The sequence below is a fragment of the Coprococcus sp. LG101-27 genome (assembly GCF_027695515.1).
GTDB lineage: Bacteria > Bacillota > Clostridia > Lachnospirales > Lachnospiraceae > Allocoprococcus > Allocoprococcus comes.
The window spans coordinates 40,060-61,364 of record NZ_JAQEUJ010000012.1; the positions used below are offsets into that span (position 1 = coordinate 40,060).

A 21,305-nucleotide genomic window follows, 5' to 3' on the forward strand; every position below is an offset into this window, starting at 1 on the left:
GATAAATAGGAGAGAAGAAAAATGAAGCAGAGAAAATTCCTGAAGACGGCCACACCGTATTTGTTTATTATGCCGTGGATTATTGGGTTCCTTGTATTTACAATCGGTCCCCTGATTCTGTCTTTGATCATGAGCTTTTTTGACTGGCCGCTTACCACAGCGCCAACATTCAGGGGACTTGGAAACTATATTGATATGTTTACAAAGGACAAACAGTTCTGGAAATCCCTTATAATCAGTTTGAAATATGCGGCAATTTTCGTACCGCTTAACATGATTATTGCATTGTTCCTTGCAATGCTGATTACACAGCCGATTAAAGGAGTAAAAGTATTCCGTACAATTTTCTATATTCCGGCAGTTATCTCAGGTGTAGCGGTTTCTATCATCTGGGGATGGATCCTCAACGGAGATTATGGCGTACTGAATTATCTGTTATCTCTTCTGGGAATCAAAGGACCGAAGTGGCTGGTTGATCCGGCATGGGCACTCCTTGCAGTTATAATTGCAAGTGCGTTTGGTGTTGGAACGATGATGCTTATCTTCTACACAGATATCAAAAATATTCCGGTTGATGTATACGAAGCTGCATCTATTGATGGAGCAGGTCCTGCAAGAAAATTTTTCAGTATTACACTTCCGATTATTACACCTACAATTTTATTTAACCTGATTACGTCAATTATCAGTTCTTTCCAACAGGTAACATTGGTTATGCTTCTTACTGGAGGCGGACCGCTTAAATCTACCTACTTCTATGGACTGTATACATACAATAACGCATTCAAACATCACAAACTTGGATATGCCAGTGCAAACGCATGGGTAATGTTTATCATCATTCTGCTGCTGACTGCCGTGGTATTCAAGTCATCATCCGCATGGGTATTCTATGAGACAGAAGCTAAAAACAGCGGAGCAAAGAAAACAAAAAAGAAAAAAGGGGGTAGAAAGTAATGAAGATGTCTAAAAAATCAAAAATTGTAATTTACATATTACTCGGACTGGTAGCCATTTACTTTCTTGCACCGTTTATTTACATGCTGTTTTCTGCATTTAAGACAGAAGGAGAAGCAATTGCATATCCGCCGAAACTTCTGCCGGCAGAATGGCATTTTGAGAACTTTACTAATGCATGGAAATCACAGCCGTTTGGAACATATCTTTGGAATTCAATTCTTGTAACAGTTCTGACAACAGTCGGACAGGTTCTTTCATGTTCACTGGTTGCTTATGGATTTGCAAGATTTAACTTTAAAGGAAAAAATATCCTCTTTATGATCCTGCTTTCAACAATGATGATTCCATGGGATGTTACCATGATTCCGCAGTACATGGAATTCAACTTATTCGGATGGATCAATACACTGAAGCCGCTGATTGTGCCGGCATGGTTCGGATCTGCCTATTATGTATTCCTGATGAGACAGTTCCTCATGGGAATCCCGAAGGATTTTGAGGAAGCAGCACGAATTGACGGCGCAAATCAGTTCCAGATTTACTGGAAGATTTTCATGCCGATCATGAAACCTTCATTGATTCTTGTCGGTGTACTTAATATGCTGACTGTATGGAATGACTATCTTGGACCACTCATTTTCTTACAGGACAGAAGCAAATATACATTGGCACTTGGACTTGCTTCATTTAAAGGAGTTCACAGTACACAGATTATTCCGATGCTCTGTATTACGATTATTATGATTATTCCGCCGATCATTATTTTCATTATCGCGCAGAAATATATTGTTGAAGGAACCAGTGGTTCTATCAAATAGACAGGCGTATGGAGCGGTCAGGCAGACTGTATCTGTCTGACCGCTGTTGCTGTCTTATATGGGATACCACTTGAGAGGAGAAAATTATGGCAAGAAAAAAAGTAAAAAGATGGGAAGACCATCGGATTACCGGAATTGGGAGAAGAGAAGCACGAACGGCTTTTTATAAAGATTCGCAAAAGAAAATCAGTTTAAATGGAGAATGGGATTTTAAATATGTTGATGCACCGGAATTATCGCCGGAAGGATTTGAACAGTCGGGGGCATGTGAAGGATGGGATAAGATTGATGTTCCGTCCGTATGGCAACTTAGAGGGTATGACAAGATGCATTACACAGATGTGTTATATCCATTTCCGGTAAACCCACCGCATGTACCAGATGAAAATCCAACTGGAATTTATAAAAAGACAGTTGTATTAGATGAACAGTGGATGGAAAAAGACACGGTTCTGAAATTCCATGGTGTTGACAGTGCATTTGATGTATGGGTAAATGGAAAACATGTTGGATTTGGAAAAGTCAGCAGACTGCCTTCAGAATTTGACATTACCGGGTTTGTAAAAACAGGTGAAAATGACATTACCGTTCGTGTATACAAGTGGTCAGACGGTACTTATCTGGAAGATCAGGATATGTGGTGGTTATCAGGAATCTACAGGGATGTAGAACTGATCAATGAGGAAAAGAATGCAGTTCTGGATCTTCGTGTAAATGGAACACTGGATGACAGCTACAAAAATGGTTTTTTTACAGCTGGAATTACAATGAAACAGGCTGGTACAAATCTTGGCTGGAAGCTTTCTTATAAAGGAAAGACTGTTCTTGAAGGTGAACTTGTTTCGGAAGGAAAAGATATATGTATTGAGGCTGAGATCCCGGAAGTTCATACATGGACAGCCGAGACACCTGAGTTATATGAATTTACAGTAATGACAGAAAATCAGGAAGTAACAGTCAGATGTGGATTCCGCAAAATCGAGATCAAAGATAAGAACTTCCGTGTCAATAATCAGGTAATCCTTCTGAACGGAGTCAATCATCATGATTATAATCCGAGAGAAGGAAGAAGAGTGACAAGAGAGCAGATGGAATCAGATATTCGTCTGATGAAACAGTACAATATCAATGCTGTTCGTTGCTCGCATTATCCGGCAAATGAATATTTTTATGATCTGTGTGACGAATATGGACTTTATGTGATCAATGAAGCAGACCTGGAATGCCATGGATTTGAATGGGTAGAAAATTACACATGGATCACAGATGATGAGACCTGGAAAGATGCTTACGTAGACCGTAGTGTCCGTATGGTAAAGAGAGATAGAAATCATCCATCGATTATTATGTGGTCTATGGGAAATGAATCCGCATTCGGATGCAATTTCCGCAGTGCAGCAGAAGCAATTCGTGAGTTGGATGATACCAGACTGGTTCATTACGAGGGAGATTTTGAGGCAGAAGTGACAGACGTATATTCTACGATGTATACTAGACTGAAAGGTCTCAAAGAGATTGCAGAATATCAGATCAAAGGGGATAAGCCACACGTAATGTGTGAATATGGACATGCGATGGGAAATGGTCCTGGAGGATTAAAGGCATACCAGGATATGTATCGCAAGTACAAACGTCTTCAGGGTGGATTTCTCTGGGAGTGGTATGATCATGGAATTTACACTGAAGAAAAGGATAAGAAATATTATAAATATGGTGGAAATTATGGAGATTTTCCAACAAACGGGAACTTCTGCATCGATGGGATTCTGATGCCGGACAGAACACCGTCTCCGGGAATGGAAGAATACAAACAGATCATTGCACCAGTAGAAATTACAGCTGTTGAAGGAAGCATGAACAAGCTTCAGATCCGGAATTATTATGATTTCCTGAATCTGGATACGACAACACTTTATTGGGAAGTAAAAGCGGAAGATCAGACGATACAGGACGGAATCGTTGAAGGACTTTCGGTTGCTCCGCATGAAGGCAAGATCATTACCTTACCAATTACAGCATTTGAATTACAGGAAAATACAGACTATTATCTGAATCTGACTGTATGTCAGAAAGAAGAAAGAAACTATGTACCGGCAGGGTATGAAATCAAGAAAGTCCAGATTCCGATGCAGATCCGAAAAGATGGATTTTCGGTAAGAGAAACAGCTGATAAGCTTCAGGTAACAGAAGGACAGGGGGTTCTTACTGTAGAAAACAGCCGTGTGACAGCAAAATTCAGTACTGTATTTGGAAAATTGATTTCTTTTGGAAAAGATGGAAAAGAGTATCTGACTGAAGGACCGAGAATGAATGTATACCGTGCAACAATCGATAACGATATGTACAAGAAAGAGGACTGGATGAATAAATATTTTATTCAGAAACCGGTAGAAGAGACAGAATATGTCAGCTGTTTGAAAGAAGACGATAAGGTGATCGTCCAGATCGGAACATTCTTCAGTTGCTATAACCAGTCCTGGGGATTTGAATGTGATTACACTTATACGGTTTATTCTTGTGGACAGATGAAGGTGGAAATTCAGGGAAAAGCTGTTCAGAGAGGAAAACTGGAACCAGCGTTCTTACCACGTATCGGAGTCATTATGAAAGGAAATAAAAACTTTCAGAAGGCGATGTGGTATGGTATGGGACCTGGTGAGAGTTATGTAGACAGTAAGGCTGCATCTATTATGGGAATTTACGAAAATACAGTTGACGGAATGATGACAGATTATGTATTCCCACAGGAAAACGGACATCATGAACAGGTGAAATGGTTCCGTATTGGAGATGGAAAAGATGGTCTGTTATGCAAGATGGAGGAGAAGCTTGGTCTGAACCTTGCTAATTATACCGATGAAAGTCTGGAAAAAGCACAGCATCCATTTGAAATTGAAAAAGCGGATGATGTGATTATCCATCTGGATTATCGCCAGTCAGGACTTGGAAGCAACAGCTGTGGAGAAGAACAGTTGGAAGAAAATAAAGTAAAACTTCAGGATTTTGCAATGGCATTTACTGTGCAGGCAGCAGAATGCGGAACCGAAATCCGGGAAGCAAGAAAACAGTACATCGATTAAGAATAAAGGAGACAATCATATATGAGCAGAGAAATGTTTTCAGAAAATCTGAGAAACAGATTACATAGCGATGAATGGCTCATCTGGCAGGATCAGTATGAGGCAAAAGAGAATCTCAAATATGAGAGTTTGTTTGCTCTTTCCAATGGCTACCTCGGAATCCGGGGAAGTCATGAGGAAGGAACAAAGATTACACTTCCATATCTTTATATCAATGGAGTGTTTGACAAGTCAGAGACATTTATGCGTGAACTTTCCACACTTCCGAACTGGCTTGGAATCAGACTTTATGTAGAAAAAGAGTTGATTGGAATTGAAGACTGTGAAATTTTGGAATTTTCAAGAGTGCTTGATATGAAAGGAGCTTTTCTTGGAAAGAGAGTTCGTCTGAAGGACTCAAAAGGAAGAGAGACTTTGATCGAAGGAATCCGGTTTGTGAGCAGAAACAATGTACACAGGATGGGAATCCGGCTTTATGTGACACCGCTCAACTACAGTGGAATCATTGAAGTAGAAAGCATTATTGATGGTACGATCATTAATTTTTATGATGCACCACGCTTTAAGGTAAAACATACTTATATGACAGCGAATGAAAAGCTGGCAGCAGATGGATGTTATGTGGAAGTTGCAACCAGAGAAAATCATCTGCATGTAGGTTGTGGATGCCGTATCGAAGCTTATGCAGATGGAAAACAGATTCTTGGAAACAGAATGATAAGCAGATTTGGTGAGCAGAGTGTGGAATTTGGTGATATCCATGTAGAAGAAGGAAAAGAAGTAGAAATCGTAAAATATGTTTCGATGTATACAGAAAGAGAATGCCCGGCTTATGCTCTTCATACAACAATCGAAAAAGAAATTGAAGGATTTGTTGAAACGGGATTTGATCAGGAACTGAAAGCGCATGAAGATGTTTATAAGAATATGTGGGAAAATGCAGATATTCAGATTACAGGGGATGATGAATTGAACCGTGCAGTCCGTTTTAACATCTTCCATCTGATGAGTACGGGAAACGAACATGATGACCATGTGAATGTTGGGGCAAAGCTTTTAACAGGAGAAGAATATGGTGGACATGCTTTCTGGGATACCGAACTTTTTATGCTTCCGTTTTTCTCATGGGTATTTCCGAAGACTGCACAGAATCTGGAAAATTACAGATACCATCTTCTGGATGCAGCGCGTGCAAATGCACATAAGAATGGATATAAAGGAGCACAGTATCCGTGGGAGTCAGCAGATGATGGTACAGAGCAGTGTCCGGACTGGACCATTGAGCCGGATGGAACCTGTTATAGATGTTATGTTGCGGTATATGAGCATCATGTAACAGCAGCAGTTGCTTATGGAATCTATAATTATGTTAAGATCACGCAGGATATGGATTTCCTTTACAGCAAAGGAGCGGAGATTCTGACAGAGACAGCAAGATTTTGGGCAAGCCGCTGTGAGTACAACAAAGAGCAGGATCGTTATGAAATCAATCAGGTAACGGGACCGGATGAATGGCATGAACCGGTTAATAATAACCTCTATACCAATTATCTGGCGAGATGGAATCTCGGATATGTTCTTTCACTGCTTGCATCAATCAAGAAAGAGAATCAGAAAGCGTATGATATCCTGATCGAAAAGACAGGACTTACAGAGGCGGAAACTGCACACTGGAAAGAAGTGCAGGAAAAGATGTATCTGCCAAGAAAAGAAGGCACAAGACTTCTGGAACAGTTTGAAGGATATTTCGAGCTTGATAATGTAACAATCGAAAAATATGATGAGAATGATTGGCCAGTACGTCCGGATGCACTTAAGACAAAAAGAGCAAGAGAGACACAGATCAATAAGCAGGCAGATGTTGTTATGCTGTTACACCTTATGGGAAATGAATTTGATGAAGAAACGATTAAAGAAAACTACGCTTATTACGAAAAGCGTACACTTCATGGTTCTTCATTGAGTCCGAGTATTTTCTCTGTTATGGGGCTTAAAGTAGGGGATGATTCAAAAGCATATCGGTATCTTCGCCGCGCAGCCTTTATTGACCTGTTGAATATGCAGGGAAATACAAGAGAAGGAATTCATGCGGCAAATACTGGTGGAGTATGGCAGACAATTGTATTTGGGTTTGCAGGTGTAGCGCAAAGAGAAGATGGTATGTTGAAAGTTCATCCGAATATGCCAAAGGAATGGCAGGGATTAACATTCCGTCTGCATTATAGAGGGGCATGGCTTGAAATTACGGCAGATGGAAGTAATCAGGCAAAGGTCATTCGTCTTGCAGGAGAACCTGTAGAAGCTGAAATAAATGGAAAAGTAACAACAATCTAAAAAAGAGACGGGAGGATATATGATGAAAAAATGGCTGGCAATCGGAGGACTTATACTGGTTACGGTCATATGGGGAGGCGGCTTTGTCGCAAGTGATATGGCACTGGGAAGCATGAAGCCTTTCCAGATTATGATGGTAAGATTTTTGTTGGCATCTGTGCTGATGGGGATGATCAGCATGGGACAGCATAAAAAAGAAGGGAAACTTGAGAATCGTGCAGGTGCAATAAAAGCAGGTATTCTGATGGGAATTGCACTTTTTGCAGGATTTGCATTTCAGATTATCGGTCTGCAATATACAACACCTTCCAAAAATGCATTCCTTACAGCACTGAATGTAGTTATAGTGCCGTTCATTGCATTTATAATTTTGAAGAAGAAAGTAGGCATGAAAGGAATCATTGGAGCAATCATGTCCGTTATTGGAGTAGCACTGCTTTCTTTGAATGGAAATCTTACACTGAGTCTGGGAGATGGTCTTACACTTCTCTGTGCGGTAGGATTTGCGTTCCAAATCTTTTTTACAGGAGAATCTGTGAAAAAATATCCGGCATCTGTACTGAACATGGTGCAGATGATCACAGCATTTGTATTATCGGCAGTCAGTCTTGTGATTTTTGGAGAGAACGATTTTCAGGTTACAACACAGGGATGGTTAAGTGTTTTGTATCTGGGAGTAATCAGTACGACTGTATGTTATCTGCTCCAGACCGCATGCCAGAAGTATGTAGATGAGACAAAAGCAGCGATTGTACTTTCAATGGAATCTGTATTTGGAACGATTTTTTCTATCATCATTCTGCATGAAGTGATTACACTTCGCATGGTGATCGGATGTGCGATCATCCTGGCCGCTGTCATCATTTCTAACTTGTCTGAAACAGAAGGAGAAGCAAAAGATGAAGAAATACAATGCAGTAATTTTTGATTTGGATGGAGTAATCTGTCATACAGATAAATATCATTATCAAGCATGGAAAGCAGTTGCAGATGAACTGGGAATCTATTTTGATGAAGAAATCAATAACCGACTCAGAGGGGTGAGCCGTATGGAAAGTTTTGAAATTATTCTGGAACGCTATGAAGGAGAAATGAGCGAAGAAGAGAAAGAATGCTGGACAACAAAGAAAAATGATATCTATAAAGAACTTTTGAAAAATATGAGTCCTGCAGATCTGTCTGCAGAAGTAAAGGAAACATTGGATGATCTTCGTGCGAATGGACATAAACTGGCGATTGGATCATCCAGTAAAAACGCAAGATTTATTCTCGGTCAGTTGGGACTTGGAGAGTATTTCGATGCAATTTCAGACGGAAATAATATTTCAAAATCAAAGCCGGATCCGGAAGTATTTGTGAAAGCAGCAGAGTATGTAGACGAACAGGCTGATAAGTGTTTGGTTGTAGAAGACGCAAAAGCAGGACTGCAGGCAGCAATCGCAGGGGGAATGGATTGTGCTGCTATCGGGGATGCAGTTGCAAGCGGGCTTGGAACCTATAATCTGTCTGCATTTGCAGATCTTTTGAAAGTTACGGCTAAGTAAGAAAGAAGATGACTAGAATGAATGAAAAATTTTTAAATAACCTTCTTAACAGTATTTCGGTATCGGGTTATGAGGAGCAGGTGCAGGATATTGTAACAGAAGAAATGAAAGAATATACAGATGAGATTCGCCGTGATGAGATGCAAAATCTGACATGTATTCTGAATCCGGAAAACGATGTACGTATCATGCTTTCGGCACATGCAGATGAAATCGGACTTATGATTTCGAACATCCGGGAAGATGGAAGACTGCAGGTGATTGACCGAGGCGGAATTGTTCCGGCAACTTATCCGGGACGTCAGGTGCGTATCAAGACAAAAAACGGAGAGGTTTACGGTGTTGTCGAAGCATATCGTGATTTGTTCAAAGAAGAAAATCTGGGAACAAAACATTTTCTGATCGATATTGGGGCGAAAGATAGAGAAGATGCTTTAAAGAATGTAAGTCTGGGAGATCCGATTGTTCCGGATACACATATTCGTAAGATGAAAAATGGTAAATTTACAGCCAGAGCATTGGATGACAGACTTGGTGTTTATATCATTATGGAAGCAATCAAGAGAGCGAAAGAGCTTGGATGTAAAGTTGGTGTCTATGGAGCTTCTACAACTGGAGAGGAGACAACGAAAACCGGAGCTTTCTGGACAAGTACACGGATTAATCCGACACTTGCGATTGTTGTGGATGTGACTTACACAAGCGACTGTAGTGGAATGAATCCGGCTGAGATGGGAACGGTTCTTCTGGGGGGTGGACCGGTTCTTTGCAACAGTCCGATCGTGGTAAAAACTTTAAATGCCAAAATGGAAGAATGTGCAAAAAAAGTAGGAATTCCAGTTCAGAGAGAAGCTGCAAGCAGGCTTAGTTATACGGATGGAGATAAGATTCATTTTTCAAATCAGGGAGTACCGATGGTATTGGTATCAATCCCGCTTCGTTATATGCACATGCCTGCAGAGGTAGCAGATGAAAAAGATGTGGAAGGTTGTGTGGAATTGATAGCACAGTTTCTTGCAAACTATAATGCGTAGAAAATAAAAAACGGTATTTACTCGTGAAGATGAGTAAATACCGTTTTTTGTATTCTGTCCTGTGAATGAATCGAACGCACATCCACTGGGACAGGATTTAGAAAAATACATTTCCCCCAACGTTGATCCCGGACATTCCGGTACTTGCGCTTCGGAACTGGTAACATCCGCTTACGGATGCAAGACGTGATCCGCCGAGCGCTTCCTGAGCGACCTGATAGCATAAGGATACAGGTCCGCGTTGCAAGACGCGGCTTAAGCTTCCGTCCCAGGTTGGAGCAAACTGACCGCTCTGGTAGACGACACCGCTGATCGTATTCGGATACAGCGGACTCTCTACACGGTTCATGATGACTGTAGCAACGGCAAGAATACCGTCATAATTGTAACCGCCGGCTTCACACTGCAGAATTGCAGCAAAGAGAACCAGATCTGTGGTCTCGGCAGGAGTATTCGGAACTGTAATCGTCGTATTGCCGCCGGAACTACCAGAATCCGTGTTCCCGGAGCTGCTTGAAGTATTATTGGCAGCAGTCTGTGCAGCTTCTGCCTGTCGTTGTTGTTCTGCAGCTTCTTCTTCCTGCTTTTTCTTAAGTGCGGCAGCAGCGGCTGCCTGTGCTTCTTTTGCTTTTGCCAGTGCTTCGGATGAAGCCTGAAGTTCACCGGAAGTAGAGGAAATCTTATCATTCAGTTCCTGTTCCTGTTGGTCGAGATTTGTTTTCATCTCTGCCAGAGAAGCCTGCTCTGCTTTCAGATCAGAGTCCTTTTTAGCGACAAGCTCGTGAACCTTCTGTAATTCATCCAGCATATTTCTGTCGTATTCTGTAATGTTCTTGACAAATTCTGCTTTGTTTAAGAAATCTCCCATGCTTTCAGAAGAAAAGATGATCTGTAAGAGTGACGTATTTCCTGTTTCGTACATATATTTGATTCTTTTCTTCATAGCATCATACTGTAACTGCTCGTCCAGTTTTGCGGCGGCAAGATCCAGTTCTGCTTTCTGTACGGAAGCATCCGTATCCTCAATTTTTGATGCAAGATCTGTGATCTCAGCGCTGAGACTTGTGAGGTCCTGATTCAGAGAGTCGAGCTGGTTCTGAAGACCGTTTGTCTGCTTTTCGAGAGAGTCTACAGTGTCATCGGCGTAAGCTTTTGTAAACGGGGAACAGACCAGGGCAGCGGTAAGGAGTGCGATGGTTGTCCTTGAAAATGCTTTTAACCTTTTCTTCATAATTCTTCCTTTCTTCAAAATTGAGCCTTTATCAGTATACTACAAAATGCCTGAATCCGCAAATTTTGTTATACATGCACGGGGAATCGTGTTATACTAAGATTTGAAATGTATTTTTAGCTTTACCATAAATGAGGGAATTATTCATGAAAAAGATAAAAATGATAGGGCTTGATCTGGATGGTACTTTACTGAATGATAAGAAAGAACTGACCAGTCATACAAGAGAAATACTTACACGTGCGATCGATCAGGGAGTAACAGTACTGGTTGCAACAGGACGCCCGGTGACAGGGATCCCGGAAGTGCTCCGGAATTTCCCGGGGATGCGGTACGCACTGACATCGAACGGCGGAAGGATCCTGGACCTGCAGGAAGATAAAATACTTTATGCCAACATGCTGTCATATGAGATGGGCGCGGCGATCCTTAAGATTTTTGGAGATTATGATACGTTCAAGGAGATTTATTTTGATGGAAGAGGTTTCGTGCAGGCAGATGAACTTCTGAAAGTCGGAGAGTATCTGCGGAATCCTGCGATGGCAGATTATATCCGAACCACCCGCAAAGGCATTACGAGTCTCTGGGAGAAGATGGAAGAGATGAATGGGCATGAGATGGATAAGATCCATGCACTTTTTAAGAATCAGGACGAACGGCTGGAAGCAAAGCAGCGGATCATGGAGCTTGGGAATTTAAGCATTAGTGATTCGATGGGAACGAACCTGGAGATCAATGCACCGGGAGTCAACAAAGGCATGGGACTGATCCAGCTCGGCAGGCTTCTTGGAATTGAACGGGAAGAGATCATGGCATGCGGGGATGGCAACAATGACCTGATGATGTTAAAAGAAGTCGGATTTGGTGTTGCGATGGCAAACGGAGCAGATGAAGTAAAAGAGGTGGCAGATTATATCACATTGTCCAATGAGGAGGATGGCGTGGCGGCTGCCATTGAAAAATTTGTATTGAATCCCGAGAGGGGATAGAAAGAGGGAAAAATGTTAGATATTTTAATTGCTGTCATTCTGGGTATCGTGGAAGGTATCACAGAATGGCTTCCAATCAGTAGTACAGGGCATATGATCCTGGTAGAGCAGTTCTTACATATGAGTACAAGTCATGAATTCAACAGTATGTTCCGTGTTGTGATACAGCTCGGTGCGATCATGGCGGTCGTTGTTCTGTATTTCAATAAGCTGAATCCATTTTCAATGAGAAAATCAGCGAAGCAGATGAGAAATACGATCAACCTGTGGTGCAAGATCGTTGTGGCATGTATTCCGGCAGCTGTGATCGGGCTGTTATTTGATGATATCCTTGACAAGTATCTTTACAATTATGTAGTTGTTGCACTGATGCTGATCATTTATGGTATCTTCTTCATTCTGATCGAGAAAAAGAATGAACACACCAGACCGCAGGTTACAAAGCTGACAGAGCTTACCTATCAGATGGCACTGATCATCGGAGGCTTCCAGGTCCTGGCACTGATCCCGGGTACTTCACGTTCAGGAGCAACCATCCTTGGAGCACTGCTCATCGGAACTTCCCGCTATGTGGCAACAGAATTTACCTTCTACCTTGCAATCCCGGTTATGTTCGGAGCAAGTATCTTAAAGGTTATCAAATTCGGATTCCATTATACCGCAATCGAAGTGGTCATTCTGCTTGTGGGATGCCTGGTAGCGTTCTTCGTATCCGTATTTGCAATCAAGTTTTTGATGGGATATATCAAGAAGCATGACTTTAAGGCATTCGGTTATTACCGTATTGTACTTGGAGTTCTGGTACTTCTTTATTTCCTGATCTTTGGCTAAAAGAGAATAATCACGAAAAAAAGTGGGAATTTATGCAAAAAAATGTATAAAAACCCACTTTGTTTTTTCTTTATAACATGATAGAATAGGGGAAATGGATAAAATTTGGAGGTTGGTATTATGAAAATGAAAAAAGTAATCAGTGTTGTACTTGCATGTGCATGCGTATTCAGTTTTGCAGCTTGTGGATCAAAGAGTGATTCATCAAAGAGTGACTCTGCAAAATCAGACAAGAAAGAAAAGCTTGTTATGGCTACAAACGCAGAATTCCCACCATTTGAATACTATGACGGAGATGAAGTTGTCGGAATCGATGCAGAATTCGCAGCAGCGATCGCTGACAAACTTGGAATGGATCTGAAGATCGAAGATATGGCATTTGATTCTATTATCCCGGCCGTTCAGAGCGGGAAAGCAGATATCGGAGCAGCAGGTATGACTGTAACAGAAGACCGTGCTACACAGGTTGATTTCTCTGACAGCTATTACACAGGAGTTCAGGTTATCATTGTAACAGATGACAGTGATATTACAGAACCGGATGATCTGAAAGGAAAGAAGATTGGTGTTCAGCAGGGAACAACAGGGGATATTTATTCTACAGATGATTTCGGTGATGATAATGTAGAGCGTTTCAACAAAGGTATGGAAGCTGTACAGGCTCTGCAGCAGGGCAAGATCGATGCAGTGATCATTGATAACCAGCCGGCTAAGACATTCGTAGAAGAAAATGAAGGTCTGAAGATCCTGGAGACTTCTTATGTAGAAGAAGACTATGCACTGGCAATCAAAAAAGGTAATGATGATCTGGTTAAGAAAGTCAATGATGCGATCAAAGAGTTAAAAGAAGATGGAACATTTGATAAAATCGTTGCAAAATATATTACAGACTAATCGGGTACAGACTGGTGGTGTCTTATGAGTGATTTTAAAGCAAGATTTATAATGAATTTTATAAAAGATGACAGATGGCACTACATTGCAGACGGACTTAAGGTTACGTTAATTGTAACCTTTTGTGCTGTCCTGATCGGTGTAGTTCTCGGATTCCTTCTGGCAATTGTCCGTTCTACATACGATAAGACCGGCAAGATGAAGCTCCTGAATCTGATCTGCCAGATTTACATCACGGTCATCCGTGGTACACCGGTTGTTGTACAGCTGCTTATCATTTACTTTGTAATTTTTGCAAGTGTGGATGTCAGTAAGACGATCGTAGCGATTCTGGCATTTGGTATGAACTCCAGTGCTTATGTTGCTGAGATTTTCCGTTCCGGTATTATGGCAGTTGATAACGGACAGTTTGAGGCAGGACGAAGCCTTGGATTTAATTATCGTCAGACAATGATCTATATTATCATGCCACAGGCGTTTAAAAATGTCCTTCCGGCACTTGGAAACGAATTTATCGTTCTCTTAAAAGAGACTTCTGTTGCCGGATATATTGCCCTTCAGGATCTGACAAAGGGCGGAGATATCATCCGAAGCAGAACCTACGATGCGCTTATGCCACTGATGGCAGTTGCGATCATTTACCTGGTTATGGTTATGATCTTCAGTAAACTGGTAAGTATGCTGGAAAGGAGGTTAAGGAACAGTGACCACTAATGGAGATGTATTGATCCGTGTAGAAAATCTGCAGAAAGTATTTGGCGATTTTCATGCACTGAATGGAATTACAGAAGAGATCCACAAAGGAGAAGTTGTGGTAATCATCGGGCCGTCAGGATCCGGAAAATCTACATTCCTCCGTTCCCTGAACCTTCTGGAGGTGCCGACCGGAGGCCATATTTATTTTGAAGGTGTGGACATTACAGATGCAAAGGTAGATATCGACAAACATCGTCAGAAGATGGGAATGGTGTTCCAGCACTTTAATCTTTTCCCACATAAGACGATTCTTGAAAATATCACACTGGCTCCGATCAAGCTCCTGAAAAAGGATAAAGCAGAGGCAGAAAAAGAAGCAAGAGTACTTCTTAAGAGGGTTGGACTGGAAGAGAAGGCAGATTCTTATCCGTCACAGCTTTCCGGTGGACAGAAGCAGCGGATCGCGATCGTGCGTTCCCTTGCCATGAACCCGGATGTAATACTCTTTGATGAACCGACATCCGCACTGGATCCGGAGATGGTTGGAGAGGTTCTGGAGCTGATGAAACAGCTTGCCCAGGAAGGTATGACCATGGTTGTTGTTACACATGAAATGGGATTTGCAAGAGAGGTTGCTGACCGTGTCATGTTTGTGGATGAAGGAAGAGTAAAAGAGCAGGGAACTCCGGAAGAGTTCTTTGCAAATCCTAAGGATGAGCGTTTAAAGGAATTCCTGTCAAAGGTTCTGTAAAAATAAAGAAATATAAAAGAAAAAAGTTCTGTTTTCTTAAGAGACAGAACTTTTTTCTTTAAGAATTGTGAAAGACTATTGCTATTTTTTTATTTATGTATAGTATAGATTGTATGAAGAAAATAAAAACTATAATTCCACTTATTATTACATTTTGTATGAATGCTGTGGTATACTGGGGAGTGCCGCTATTACGGACGGGAATCAAGACTCATAATCTTTCTGGTCCGGCGGATGAAGTGATTCCTTTTATGCCACAGTTTATTATTATTTATTTTGGCTGTTATCTTTTCTGGGTAGTGAACTATTTCATGGCATCGATGCGGGAGGAGAAAGTGAAATACCGGTTTTTTACTGCGGATTTTTATGCGCGGCTGGTATGTATGCTGTGCTTTATTTTTTATCCGACCACGAATACGAGACCGGTTCTGACAGGGACGGATATCTGGACGCAGGCAGTACGGTTTCTGTATACGGTTGATAAGCCGATCAACCTGTTTCCGTCCATTCACTGCATGGCAAGCTGGTTCAGCTATATTGCGGTCAGGAAGAATCGGAAGATTCCCAACTGGTATAAAGCTTTTTCAGTCCTGATGACGGTACTGGTTGTGATTTCGACACTGGCGCTTAGGCAGCATGTATGGCAGGATGCAGTAGCAGGAATTCTTCTTGCAGAAGTAACCTGGCAGATCAGCAGACGGACAAATGGATGGCAGATCTATCGGCGTCTGACAGAAAAAATAGCAAATAAACTTGGAAACTGGACAGGAATGAAGAGAGATGGAAAATAAAAAGAAGACGATCTTCAATGTCATATTTTTGCTGGTGGTATTTGCCGGTACAATGTATGGCGTATTTCATGGGGAAGATATTGGTGAGATTGTGAAGATCCTGGGGCAGGTCAATGTATTATGGCTGATTCCGGGAGTGATCTGTGTTGTGGTTTTTATCTGGGGAGAATCGATCATTATCTATTATATGATGCGGACACTGAAAATCCGGCTGAAAAAATGGACATGTTTTTTGTTTTCATCGGTTGGATTCTTCTTCAGCTGTATCACACCTTCGGCATCTGGAGGACAGCCGGCACAGATTTATTATATGAAAAAAGAAAAGATACCAATACCGGTTTCAACGCTGGTGCTGATGATCGTTACGATCACTTATAAACTGGTACTGGTGGTTGTCGGATTGTGGCTGGTACTGTTCGGACAGGGATTTATCCATAAGTATCTCTGGAGTATCCGGCATATCTTTTATCTGGGGACAGCTCTGAACGTTTTCTGCGTGACGGCGATGCTGGTGCTGGTGTTTCATCCGCGGCTTGCAAGAGAAATCCTGGTAAGAGGAATGGCACTGCTTGAAAAGCTGCACTTTCTACGCCATAAGGAAGCGCGTATTGAAAAGCTGAATGCATCAATGGACCAGTACCGGGATACAGCAGTTTTTCTGAAGGAGCACAAGCAGGTAATCGTGAATGTATTTGCAATCACCATGTTCCAGCGGTTTGCGCTGTTTACGGCTACATGGTTTGTATATAAGGCATTTGGACTTGGTGGTGCAAAAGCAGTCGCAGTCATTACACTGCAGGCGGTCATTGCGGTATCGGTAGATATGCTTCCTCTGCCGGGAGGTATGGGAATCAGTGAAAAATTATTTACCATGATTTTTATTCCGGTATTCGGAAAACGGCTTCTTTTGCCGGGAATGATCCTGAGCCGTGGGCTTGGATATTATACAGAACTGGGGCTGAGCGCCCTGCTTACGATCGTAGCAAACTTTACAATTGGAAGAAAGAGGGAGATAGAATGTTAGGGGTTTATGATTATACGGTAGTACTTACATATGTCAGCTTGATGGTATCGGTCGGAGGAATGATGTTTGCAGTGAACGGGCATCTGCACCTGGGTGTCATGTGTCTTGCAATCTCCGGGCTTTGTGATATGTTCGATGGAAAGATCGCACGGACGAAAAAGAACCGGACAGAGGTGGAAAAGCGTTTTGGGATCCAGATTGATTCTTTAAGTGATATCGTCTGCTTCGGAGCTTCACCGGCTGTTCTTTGTTACTGCTTTGGAATGCGTGGAGTGATCGGTGTGGCAATCCTGATGTTCTATGTGCTTGCAGGTCTGATCCGCCTTGCATGGTTCAATGTGATGGAAGAACAGCGTCAGGAAGAAACAGCAGAGAAAAGAGAATGTTATCAGGGGCTCCCGATCACATCCATGGCAATCGCACTTCCGCTTGTGGTTGTATTAAAACCATTTTTAGGTTGTGAATTTATGCTTGCGCTTCATGTAGTCATGCTGGTGGTCGGCATTCTGTTTATCACCAATTTCAAACTGAAAAAGCCGAAAAATGTGACCATGGGTGCGATTGTAGCTGTTGTGGCAATGGCAGTGATCGCTATTCTGGTCCGGCACTATATGCGTTATATGAGCATGATGTAATGAAACCAGGTTATGAGCAGGTAGCAAAGTGAAGGGCAGAGATCTGCCTGACAGCTACATTATCAGGCATGGATAAGGCGGACAGGAGGTAGAAAAATGTATTACATAGACAGAGAAGGTCATCGGATAAAAAAGACAACCAGTCAGGATAAGTTTTTAAAATTTGTGTATACCCATACAGCAACCAGAGTACTGATGCGCCCGCTTCTTTTACCGGCAGTATCCAGACTGGGAGGGAAGCTGTTGAATACAAAAGTGTCCGCTGTTTTTGCCGGACTATTTGCCAGAACCCACGGGATCGATCTGAATAAATATGAAAAACAGAAATTTGATTCCTATAATGATTTCTTTACCAGAAAAATAAAAGCTGAGGAACGCCCGGTTAACAGGGAAGATACCGTACTGATCAGTCCATGTGACGGGAAAGTGAGTGTCTATCCAATTCACGAAAACGGACGATTCTTCATTAAACATACACCATATACAACCCACAGCCTCATTCGCGATGCAAAGCTTGCCAGACATTATATGGGAGGCTGGGCGGTAGTGATCCGTCTTACAGTAGACGATTACCACAGATACTGCTACGTGGCGGATGGAGAAAAGACCTATCAGAGAAGGATTCCGGGAATTTTTCACACTGTAAATCCGATTGCAAATGATATCTGCCCGATCTACAAAATGAACAGCAGAGAATACTGTCTTGTAAAAAATGAAAAACTCGGCACCGTCCTGATGATGGAAGTCGGTGCACTGATGGTCGGAAAGATCCGAAATTATAAAAAAGAACGCTGCCAGGTAAAACGCGGCGAAGAAAAAGGAAGATTTGAATTCGGAGGTTCAACGGTTGTGCTGCTCCTGGAACCAGATAAAGTCTTGCCAGACAGTGATCTGATCCGGAACACGTTGCAGGGAGCAGAAACCATTGTGAAGATGGGAGAACGCATAGGGGAAGTTATATAGGCTTGCTGGTTCAAAAGGGACGCGCAGCTGAATGTTTCCATCTTGCCGGACAGGCTTGAGGCATTAAGGGACTCTAAAATTTTGAAAAGATGCTAAAAACAGGGGAAGAAATCCACAAACTCGCTGTCGCTCAGACAGTGTGGATTTCTTCCCCTAACGCATCTTCTCAAAACCTAAGATTCCCTAAAAGCCTCAAATGCCGTCAAGATGGAAACATTCAGCTGCGCTGTTCGTTTCAGAAAATTATTTAGCTGCAGCGTCCCCATTTTCACTCTACAACAACCCCTGCATCACCGGCAAAGGTGATTCCACAACGTAATCTGCCGCCTTTTTGGCGAGAGGGTGGCCGGTTGCCATGACATACGCTGTTCCCGCAGCTTTCAGCATCTCGATATCATTTTGCTGGTCTCCGAAGCAGATGCATTCCTCTTTTTTGATTCCGAATTTTTCCATTAGAACTTTCAGTGCCGTTCCTTTATTTGCATTTGGCGCAATAAAATCAATCCAGTGATCTGCAGAAGTTACAACGCGGATTTCATCCCCGATTCTTTTGTGGAAGAAGGGTTCCAGATTCTTTGTGCCACCAAAATCACAGATGGCTGCTTTGATGATCGGTTCCTTGATCGCATACAGATCCGGCACGTAGGTAACGATGTTATGCATATCATTTTCCATATAATCAATGAAACGTTCATCGGTTGAGTCGCTGTAATAAGTATCTTTTACAGAAAGGATACAGTGTCCGGTGTGATAGATCTTCCGGTATTCCATCAGGGCATCCAGAATATGCCGGATGGTTTTGGATGGAGTCAGACCGGTGGCGAGTACTTCTTCTTTATAGACGCACATGGAACCATTTTCAGCGATATATGGAATGTCAAAGCCGAGAGGAGCGAAAAGCCTGCGGATATTGGCATACTGGCGTCCGCTTGCGGCAGTGAAGATGATTCCTTTTTCATGAAGTGCTTTAATCGTATCATATATTTCTTTCGGCACAGTCTGCTGATAGTTGTGAAGCAGAGTGCCGTCCAGATCACTTGCAACTAATTTGATCATAAATTTCCTCCTGAGTCAAAATAACGATACGCCGGAAACTATGGCGTAAAACTACATTGACAGTATAGCAAAAATGAGAAGGGCAGGCAATGCAGAGCTGAAAAGAGAAAAAATAAATGCTAAAATTTGAGAAAGCGGATAAGCAGGAGGTGACGAAATGCAGCAAAGCGGAAAAAATGTAAAACGGACACTGGGACAGAAGACAGAGGATCGTCTGATGAAATATATTCTGGATAAACCGGTAAAAATAGGAGAGAGGATACCTACTGAAGGTGAACTGACAGAATTATTTGAAGTTGGACGAAGTACGGTAAGAGAGGCGGTTAAAGGGCTGGTCACAAGAGGCGTGCTGGAAGTGCGCAGAGGAGACGGAACTTATGTCATCAGTACCATTTATATGGAAAATGATGTTCTCGAGTTTGGAAATGTGGAGGACCGTTATCGGTTGGCAATGGATCTGTTTGATGTACGTCTGATGATCGAACCGGAGATTGTAACCTGGGCGTGCAGAAAAGCAACGGATATGATGAGATGGATAGGATTAATGAATAACATTCGAGCCTGTGCCGATGAGATTGTATTGAATGATATTGTGTATTCCTAACGGATACCAACCGAAGAAGAACTGCTGTCAAACCGATGGCAGTTTTTCTTTTTCGGCAAGTATTCAAGAAGTCATTAAGTCGTGAGTATAATCGAAGTGGTAGAAAAGTTATCTCTTATATCGGTTGTAACTTTTTTATGAACTCTATTGACAAGAAAACTTGGTATGCATATAATTAAAATATGCAAAGAAAACTTGTCATGGAGGTGTTTTTATGAAAAAGGACGAAATCTTAAATGCAAGCAGAAAAGAACATCGCAATAAGGACTTGGCTGAAATGGAAGTGGTATATCAAGCCGGAAGTCACGCAAGCAGAGTTGGTGCTTTAGTGTGTTGTTTGCTTTCGCTGTTATCTTCTGTGCTTGCTCATACTATGATTTACAGCCCGTGGGTTATATACTTCAGCATTATTGCAACACAATGGTTAGTTCGTTTTATCAAAATGAAGCGAAAGAGCGATTTGGTCTTGACTGTTCTGTTTTTTGTGCTTTCCATTTTGGCATTTGTTGGATTTGTTAGCCATCTTTTAGAGGTGAGAATATGAAAGAACAATTACAACTGAAAAATCACTTAAAGGAAGTTCGCACAGAAGCAAATCTTTCTCAAGCTCAGCTTGCAGAAATGGTAGGGGTATCAAGAAATACCATTAGTTCTATTGAAACAGGACAGTTTAATCCAACTGCAAAATTGGCTCTAATTCTTTGTATTGCATTGGACAAAAAATTTGAGGAACTATTCTATTTTTAGGAGGTCATTATGGAAAATATTATAATGTTGATTTTGGGAGTGTTCATATCTGTTGTGGGAATTGTAAATATCAAAGGCAATATCAGCACAATTCACTCTTATAACAGGCGAAAAGTAAAGGAAGAAGATATACCAAAGTATGGAAAAACAGTCGGCACAGGAACGTTGATTATAGGAATATCTCTTGTATTAGGTTTTATTGTTTCATTTTGGAGTGAAATAATTATAGATTATATCATTCTTCCAGCAGTTATTGTCGGATTAGGCTTTATATTGTATGGACAGTTCAAATACAATAAAGGAATTTTTTGAGAATCAGGGAG

22 protein-coding genes are annotated in these 21,305 nt (G+C 41.7%); 20 read left to right on the forward strand and 2 right to left on the reverse strand.

The window, feature by feature from the left end; genetic code table 11:
* Positions 1–21: 21 nt before the first annotated feature.
* The 7 genes from PG766_RS09705 to PG766_RS09735 all read left to right on the forward strand — a co-directional run bounded on the left by PG766_RS09705 (position 22) and on the right by PG766_RS09735 (position 9,770).
* Positions 22–957 carry a carbohydrate ABC transporter permease gene (locus PG766_RS09705; RefSeq protein ID WP_118198925.1) on the forward strand — a complete coding sequence of 312 codons (936 nt, stop codon included), beginning with the start codon at positions 22–24 and terminating at the stop codon, positions 955–957.
* Positions 957–1,778 (forward strand): carbohydrate ABC transporter permease, encoded by an 822-nt coding sequence (locus PG766_RS09710; protein WP_118198926.1) that lies wholly within the window; start codon positions 957–959, stop codon positions 1,776–1,778. The genes PG766_RS09705 and PG766_RS09710 overlap by 1 nt, the downstream gene beginning before the upstream one ends.
* Positions 1,779–1,864: 86 nt before the next feature.
* A complete protein-coding gene (locus PG766_RS09715) occupies positions 1,865–4,858 on the forward strand; it encodes a glycoside hydrolase family 2 TIM barrel-domain containing protein (RefSeq protein ID WP_270590756.1) in 2,994 nt (997 codons plus the stop codon).
* Between the two features lie 21 nt (positions 4,859–4,879).
* Complete coding sequence (locus PG766_RS09720; RefSeq protein ID WP_118198928.1) at positions 4,880–7,192, forward strand: glycoside hydrolase family 65 protein; 2,313 nt, start codon at positions 4,880–4,882, stop codon at positions 7,190–7,192.
* A gap of 22 nt (positions 7,193–7,214) precedes the next feature.
* Complete coding sequence (locus PG766_RS09725) at positions 7,215–8,120, forward strand: DMT family transporter (protein WP_118198929.1); 906 nt, start codon at positions 7,215–7,217, stop codon at positions 8,118–8,120.
* Positions 8,092–8,736, forward strand: coding sequence for a beta-phosphoglucomutase (gene pgmB / locus PG766_RS09730; protein ID WP_022220168.1), 645 nt, complete (start codon positions 8,092–8,094; stop codon positions 8,734–8,736). Before PG766_RS09725 ends, pgmB begins: the two co-directional genes overlap by 29 nt.
* 17 nt (positions 8,737–8,753) lie before the next feature.
* Positions 8,754–9,770, forward strand: a complete 1,017-nt coding sequence (locus PG766_RS09735; RefSeq protein WP_117558549.1) for a M20/M25/M40 family metallo-hydrolase — start codon at positions 8,754–8,756, stop codon at positions 9,768–9,770.
* Between the two features lie 97 nt (positions 9,771–9,867).
* On the opposite strand, the gene PG766_RS09740 is transcribed toward PG766_RS09735, so the two are convergent.
* Positions 9,868–11,001, reverse strand: a complete 1,134-nt coding sequence (locus PG766_RS09740; protein ID WP_118198930.1) for a cell wall hydrolase — start codon at positions 10,999–11,001, stop codon at positions 9,868–9,870.
* Between the two features lie 146 nt (positions 11,002–11,147).
* Between PG766_RS09740 and PG766_RS09745 the strand changes: the two genes are divergently transcribed.
* The 9 genes from PG766_RS09745 (at position 11,148) to PG766_RS09785 (ending at position 18,575) form a co-directional block, all read left to right on the forward strand.
* Positions 11,148–11,990 carry a Cof-type HAD-IIB family hydrolase gene (locus tag PG766_RS09745; protein WP_243014421.1) on the forward strand — a complete coding sequence of 281 codons (843 nt, stop codon included), beginning with the start codon at positions 11,148–11,150 and terminating at the stop codon, positions 11,988–11,990.
* A 12-nt stretch (positions 11,991–12,002) separates the two neighbouring features.
* On the forward strand, positions 12,003–12,821 hold the full coding sequence (locus PG766_RS09750; protein WP_118198932.1) for an undecaprenyl-diphosphate phosphatase: 819 nt from the start codon (positions 12,003–12,005) through the stop codon (positions 12,819–12,821).
* A gap of 120 nt (positions 12,822–12,941) precedes the next feature.
* Positions 12,942–13,715, forward strand: a complete 774-nt coding sequence (locus PG766_RS09755) for a basic amino acid ABC transporter substrate-binding protein (RefSeq protein WP_008372628.1) — start codon at positions 12,942–12,944, stop codon at positions 13,713–13,715.
* A 24-nt stretch (positions 13,716–13,739) separates the two neighbouring features.
* On the forward strand, positions 13,740–14,429 hold the full coding sequence (locus PG766_RS09760; RefSeq protein ID WP_118198933.1) for an amino acid ABC transporter permease: 690 nt from the start codon (positions 13,740–13,742) through the stop codon (positions 14,427–14,429).
* Entirely contained in the window at positions 14,419–15,162 is a 744-nt protein-coding gene (locus PG766_RS09765) for an amino acid ABC transporter ATP-binding protein (RefSeq protein WP_118198934.1), read from the forward strand. Before PG766_RS09760 ends, PG766_RS09765 begins: the two co-directional genes overlap by 11 nt.
* 251 nt (positions 15,163–15,413) lie before the next feature.
* Positions 15,414–15,953, forward strand: a complete 540-nt coding sequence (locus PG766_RS09770; protein ID WP_242856280.1) for a phosphatase PAP2 family protein — start codon at positions 15,414–15,416, stop codon at positions 15,951–15,953.
* The gene (locus PG766_RS09775; protein ID WP_055261693.1) at positions 15,943–16,977 is read left to right on the forward strand and encodes a lysylphosphatidylglycerol synthase transmembrane domain-containing protein; all 1,035 of its coding nucleotides are present in this window, start codon (positions 15,943–15,945) and stop codon (positions 16,975–16,977) included. The genes PG766_RS09770 and PG766_RS09775 overlap by 11 nt, the downstream gene beginning before the upstream one ends.
* Positions 16,971–17,612 (forward strand): CDP-alcohol phosphatidyltransferase family protein, encoded by a 642-nt coding sequence (locus PG766_RS09780; protein ID WP_270590757.1) that lies wholly within the window; start codon positions 16,971–16,973, stop codon positions 17,610–17,612. Before PG766_RS09775 ends, PG766_RS09780 begins: the two co-directional genes overlap by 7 nt.
* Before the next feature lie 96 nt (positions 17,613–17,708).
* On the forward strand, positions 17,709–18,575 hold the full coding sequence (locus tag PG766_RS09785) for a phosphatidylserine decarboxylase (RefSeq protein ID WP_118198936.1): 867 nt from the start codon (positions 17,709–17,711) through the stop codon (positions 18,573–18,575).
* A gap of 273 nt (positions 18,576–18,848) precedes the next feature.
* Here the strand turns inward: PG766_RS09785 and PG766_RS09790 are convergent, their stop codons facing one another.
* A complete protein-coding gene (locus tag PG766_RS09790; RefSeq protein ID WP_055261699.1) occupies positions 18,849–19,631 on the reverse strand; it encodes an HAD family hydrolase in 783 nt (260 codons plus the stop codon).
* 157 nt (positions 19,632–19,788) lie between these two features.
* Here PG766_RS09790 and PG766_RS09795 point away from each other — a divergent pair, with 157 nt between their 5' ends.
* The 4 genes from PG766_RS09795 (at position 19,789) to PG766_RS09810 (ending at position 21,294) form a co-directional block, all read left to right on the forward strand.
* Positions 19,789–20,235, forward strand: coding sequence for a TnpV protein (locus PG766_RS09795; RefSeq protein ID WP_118198937.1), 447 nt, complete (start codon positions 19,789–19,791; stop codon positions 20,233–20,235).
* Between the two features lie 214 nt (positions 20,236–20,449).
* Positions 20,450–20,779 (forward strand): DUF6442 family protein, encoded by a 330-nt coding sequence (locus PG766_RS09800; RefSeq protein WP_005608366.1) that lies wholly within the window; start codon positions 20,450–20,452, stop codon positions 20,777–20,779.
* On the forward strand, positions 20,776–20,982 hold the full coding sequence (locus PG766_RS09805; protein ID WP_003865061.1) for a helix-turn-helix transcriptional regulator: 207 nt from the start codon (positions 20,776–20,778) through the stop codon (positions 20,980–20,982). Before PG766_RS09800 ends, PG766_RS09805 begins: the two co-directional genes overlap by 4 nt.
* A gap of 9 nt (positions 20,983–20,991) precedes the next feature.
* Positions 20,992–21,294, forward strand: coding sequence for a hypothetical protein (locus PG766_RS09810; protein ID WP_008121271.1), 303 nt, complete (start codon positions 20,992–20,994; stop codon positions 21,292–21,294).
* The last annotated feature ends 11 nt before the right edge of the window (positions 21,295–21,305 follow it).